7 protein-coding genes are annotated in these 4,447 nt (G+C 69.4%); 1 reads left to right on the top strand and 6 read right to left on the bottom strand.

Features of this window, described 5'->3' with window-relative positions; genetic code table 11:
- The 4 genes from DQP56_RS22725 to DQP56_RS22740 all read right to left on the bottom strand — a co-directional run.
- A partial coding sequence (locus tag DQP56_RS22725; protein ID WP_133259009.1) for a DUF732 domain-containing protein occupies positions 1-355 on the bottom strand: 355 nt, incomplete at its 3' end.
- A gap of 54 nt (positions 356-409) precedes the next feature.
- Positions 410-817, bottom strand: coding sequence for a hypothetical protein (locus DQP56_RS22730; RefSeq protein WP_112689264.1), 408 nt, complete (start codon positions 815-817; stop codon positions 410-412).
- A gap of 119 nt (positions 818-936) precedes the next feature.
- Positions 937-2,304: a hypothetical protein gene (locus tag DQP56_RS22735; RefSeq protein WP_112689266.1), complete on the bottom strand. Its 1,368-nt coding sequence runs from the start codon at positions 2,302-2,304 to the stop codon at positions 937-939.
- 5 nt (positions 2,305-2,309) lie between these two features.
- Entirely contained in the window at positions 2,310-3,128 is an 819-nt protein-coding gene (locus tag DQP56_RS22740; RefSeq protein WP_112689268.1) for a (2Z,6E)-farnesyl diphosphate synthase, read from the bottom strand.
- 72 nt (positions 3,129-3,200) lie between these two features.
- Here DQP56_RS22740 and trhA point away from each other — a divergent pair, with 72 nt between their 5' ends.
- Complete coding sequence (trhA, locus tag DQP56_RS22745; protein ID WP_112689270.1) at positions 3,201-3,914, top strand: PAQR family membrane homeostasis protein TrhA; 714 nt, start codon at positions 3,201-3,203, stop codon at positions 3,912-3,914.
- Positions 3,915-3,922: 8 nt separating this feature from the next.
- On the opposite strand, the gene DQP56_RS22750 is transcribed toward trhA, so the two are convergent.
- Both DQP56_RS22750 and DQP56_RS25425 read right to left on the bottom strand, forming a co-directional pair.
- On the bottom strand, positions 3,923-4,306 hold the full coding sequence (locus tag DQP56_RS22750) for a nuclear transport factor 2 family protein (protein ID WP_112689272.1): 384 nt from the start codon (positions 4,304-4,306) through the stop codon (positions 3,923-3,925).
- On the bottom strand, positions 4,303-4,447 hold a 145-nt coding region (locus DQP56_RS25425), incomplete at its 5' end, for a hypothetical protein (RefSeq protein WP_234825795.1). The genes DQP56_RS22750 and DQP56_RS25425, both read right to left, overlap by 4 nt.

Raw genomic sequence — 4,447 nt, forward strand, 5'->3', positions numbered from 1 at the left:
GCGGCGGGGGTTCGGGAGCACCCGGCGGCGGCACCGGTGTCGGCTTCGGGGTGGCGGTGGCCAATGTCTCGGGGCACATCTCGTTCTGCGCCGCGTCGATCACGACCTTGGGGATCCCGTCGGCGATCGACTTGCCGAACCGGTCCTTGGCGGGCCGGCCCCGCCGCAGGTTCTGGCAGATGATCTCGCCGAATTTCACCGCGCCGGAGGACGAGTTCAGCCCGGGGGTGTTCTGGTACTTGAAGCCGTGCGACTCGAGGTAGGCGAGGTAGCTCTTCTCGTCGGCCTGGGCCGGCGCAGCGGCGAATATCAGGGTCACGGGGATCAGCGTCATCGCCGCCAGCCGCCACATCATGGGACAGAACTGTAGACGGTGGCGGCCGGGGCGACACGCTCAAGTGGCGGCGAGTCAGCGCAGCCGGCGCAGCCCGCGGTACTGCGCGAGGGCGAACGATGCGGTGTAGACAGCACTGGCCAGCAGCGCCGCGACGCCGTATCCGGTCAACGGCAGCACACCGGTCTCGAGGACCGCGATGGCCGCGACGGTGCACACCACATTGGCCGCCAGCACGCCGATTCCCGCCCGACGCAGATCCGGTAGCGCGGACAGGAAGTACACGGCCACACCGTAGAGCAGGCAGAACGCGGCAACCGCGTATTCCTGGACCGCGGTGAGGCCGGTCAGGGCCGCCATCGGGCGGGCGGCGAACACACCGGCCAGGCCGATGACACCGGTGGTGACGGCATCGGCGCGCAGCGCGAAGCGCAGCAGTGAGTCGGTCGAGTCGGACAGGACCGGGGTGGTGACGGCGGTCATGGTGAACTCCCTTCGCGGCAGGCTGGGACGTCCGGGAGACGTCTGAGAACACCCCCGACATTGCTCGCCGGCCACTGCCACTTCGACCCGGGAAACTGCCAAGCACTGCCACCCGCAGGTCAGAGCCCTGACGACACCGCCATGCGGCCGCGCAGGTCGGCGGCGATCACCCGGGCGCCGGCGTTCTGCCAGTTGTGCAGTGATCGCTGCGGCACTTCGGTGACCAACCACTGCCAGGCCTGCCGGGCGGTCGGATCCAGCCCGGCCGCGGTGGCGTTCTGCGCGTAGGCGCGCACCCCGACCACGTAGGGGAAGTACAGGGCGTTGTAGTAGCGCCACTCTTCGGTGGTGCCGAACTCGCCGCCCTCGCGCGGCTTGAGCGCGGCGATACGGTCGGCCAGCAGTGCCTTGAGTTCATTGGCTCGTTCCAGCGGCGCGTCCGGCGCACCGCGGGCCGCCAATCGTTCGTCGATGGTCGGCAGCGCCGTCAGTGGGCTGGCGACGAGTTTCGACAGGTCGCCGTAGTGGGCCAACGCCCGTCGGGTCAGCCGGACGAAGGTCTCCTCATCGACGTCGTCGAGCGGGCCGGTGGAGCGCAGCGCCAGCGCCGCCTCGGTGTCGCGTAGCGCGGCGCGGTCGGCGCGCAGGGTCGGAGACCGCCAGAACGCCAGCCGGTCCCAGAGCCGGGCAAGCCGGTCGACGAACACCTGAACCTCGATCGCGATCGCGATGGTGGTGAACAGCAGCACCGTCAGCGTGGTCTGGGCGGTGGGCTCGTCGCGCGTCAGCATCAGCCCGATCAGCAACTGGCCGCCCAGCAACCCGGCCATCGCGGTGGCGGCCAGAAACGAGCGCAGCATGTCCAGCCGCAGCGCCTGGCCCTCGTCGAAGGCGTCCCACAGCGCCACCGCCAGACCGAGCAGCAGGACGTCGACGCCGGTGCTGGCCAGCGCGATCCCGCTGGGGATCACCCCCAGCGGGATGATCAGGATCGCGTTGGCGAGCGCGAAGAACAGCGTCGCCACGATCACCACGCCGAGCACCGAGCCGGGTTGCGAGGGCCGGGTCACCGCTTTGATCATCGCCCCCAGCGTTGACAGCGAGATCACCGCGAACAGCAGCCAGTGGCCGGCGCGCAGCGGGCCGTCGACGCTGCCGGCCCACGCCGCACCGACCAGTGCGGCGGCGGCGACCAGGCCGATGAGCACCATGTCGCGGCCGCGGCCCGACCAGCGGTCGCAGGGGCGGGCCAGTTCCAGCAGCACCGCGAACCACGCCACCCCGGGCAGCACGGCCAGGTAGATCTCCAGCTTGCCCAGCAGCACCGGCTGCCACACTGCGCGCACCGCGTCGGCGGCGACCACGGCCGCGAAACCGCACAACCCGATGGCGGCATGCACCAGCACGGGCTTGCGCGGGTCGCGTGCCAGCAGGTACATCCCGAGCCACCAACTCAGGGTGAACACCAACGCCGACAGCACGATCACGCCGATTACCGCCCGAACCGCCGGTGCCGCACGCTGTAGTCGCGCAACGCGCGCAGGAAATCGACCCGGCGGAACGCCGGCCAGTGCGCCTCGGTGAACCACATCTCCGAGTAGGCGCTCTGCCACAGCAAAAAGCCGGACAGCCGCTGCTCCCCGGAGGTGCGGATCACCAGATCCGGGTCCGGCTGGCCGGAGGTGTACAGATTCTCCGAGATGCCCTCGACGGTCACGGCGTCGACGAGCTCCTCGGCGGTGGCCCCGTTGGCCAGTTCCTTTCCGAGCAGGCCGCGCACGGCGTCGACGATCTCCTGGCGGCCGCCGTAGCCGACGGCGACATTGACATGAAGGCGGTAGGCCCCGCCGTCCGGACTCGCGGTCCTTGCTGTGCTCGCCGTGCTCTCTACGGCCTCACGCAGTCGGCGGGCGGGCTCTTCACCCAGCAGCTCCAGGTCGCCGACGGTTCGCACGCTCCAGCAGTTCGCGGGGGCGCAGATCTCCTCCACCACGTCGGTAATGATCTCGATCAGCGCGGCGAGCTCGGCCGGGTCGCGTTGCAGGTTCTCGGTGGACAGCAGGTAGACGGTGGCCATCTCGATGCCGGCGTCGGCGCACCAACGCAGCATCTCGGCGATCTTGGCCGCGCCCATCCGGTAGCCGTAGCTGACGTCCTCGTAGCCGGCATCGCGAGCCCACCGCCGGTTGCCGTCACAGAGCACGGCGATGTGGCGTGGCAGCGCCGACCGGGAGGCCGCGAGCCCCTGCCGGAGGCGCAGCTCGTAGATCCGGTACAGCGGTTCTTTCAGGCGCGCGGGGATGATCGCCACAAAAACCCAGACTACTGTGATCGGCAGTACTTGCCGCGAATCGCATCCGGGAATCCGCTGGAGGAAAGGTTCATGAGCACACACACCGACACCGTCGCCGAGCCCAACCCCGGCGATCTGCCCGCGGAAGTCCTGGTGGCGCACACCCGGCCGCGGGCACGCGGATGGATTCACCTGGTGTCGGCGGTCGTGGCAGTCATCGCCGGGGCAGCGCTGATCGGGGTGACCTGGCCGCTGGCCGGCCTCGAAGCGGGCCTGGCGACGCTGGCCTACACCATCTCGGTCGTGGGCATGTTCGCCGTCAGCGCCACCTATCACCGGGTGACCTGGAAATCGGTGTCGGCCCGGATCCGGATGAAGCGGCTCGACCACGCGATGATCTTCATCTTCATCGCCGGCACCTACACCCCGTTCGCGCTGCTGGCGATGGACCACGGCGCCCAGGAGCGGCTGGTGATGACCATCGTGTGGGGCGGCGCACTGGCCGGGGTGGTGCTCAAGTTGTGCTGGCCGACGGCCCCGAAGTGGGTGGGGGTGCCGCTTTATCTGCTGTTGGGCTGGGTGTCAGCGTTTTTCATCGCGACGATCCTGCACAACGCCGGGGTGGCAGCAATGGTGCTGCTGACCGTCGGCGGGATGCTCTACAGCGTCGGCGCGATCATGTACGCGCTGAAGTGGCCGGACCCGTGGCCGCAGACGTTCGGCTACCACGAGTTCTTCCACGCCTGCACCGCCGTGGCGGCGATCTGTCAGTACATCGCGATCTGGTTCGCGGCACTGTCGTAGGCCCGCGCCTACAGCTGGGTGATGTTCTCCGCCGACCAGTAGGCCTTCATCCCGGCGATCTTGCCGTCACCGTCGAACACCATCACGTCGATCGGCTCGATGCGCATCCGGTGGTCGCCATTGGTGATGGTCAGCGCGAAGTGGAACGCCGCCTCGTTGCCGGCGACCCGCAGCGTCACCAGTTCGCTCTCGCGTTGCAGGCCGGTGATGGCCGAGTAGAAGTTGCCGATGGCCTGGTGACCGATGTGCACCTCGCCGCCGACCGGGTCCTCAAGGGTGGCATCGGAGGCGTATAGCGCGACCAGATCATCCGCGGTCCCGCCGCCAACCAACTCGATGTAGCGGTGGACGGTTTCGGTGATGGCCTGGGCCCGCTCGGGTGCGCTCGTCATGTGCCGCAGGTTACACCGGAAGCCGGACCCGCGGGCACCTCGAGTGCCGCAGCCAGCTCCGCGGCACTGGTCACCGGCCGGTCGCACACCGGGCCGCGGCAGACGTAGGCGGCGTCGGCGCCGTCGATGCGGTCCCGGCCC

Origin of the sequence: Mycolicibacter senuensis (genome assembly GCF_003284925.1) — a bacterium.
Classification (GTDB): Bacteria; Actinomycetota; Actinomycetes; order Mycobacteriales; family Mycobacteriaceae; genus Mycobacterium; species Mycobacterium algericum_A.

What these genes read in the sequence shown, in the direction of transcription:
- DQP56_RS22750 (WP_112689272.1), bottom strand. Translation starts at nt 4,306, where the DNA reads ATGACGAGCGCACCCGAGCGGGCCCAGGCCATCACCGAAACCGTCCAC.
- trhA (WP_112689270.1), top strand. Translation starts at nt 3,201, where the DNA reads ATGAGCACACACACCGACACCGTCGCCGAGCCCAACCCCGGCGATCTG.
- DQP56_RS22730 (WP_112689264.1), bottom strand. Translation starts at nt 817, where the DNA reads ATGACCGCCGTCACCACCCCGGTCCTGTCCGACTCGACCGACTCACTG.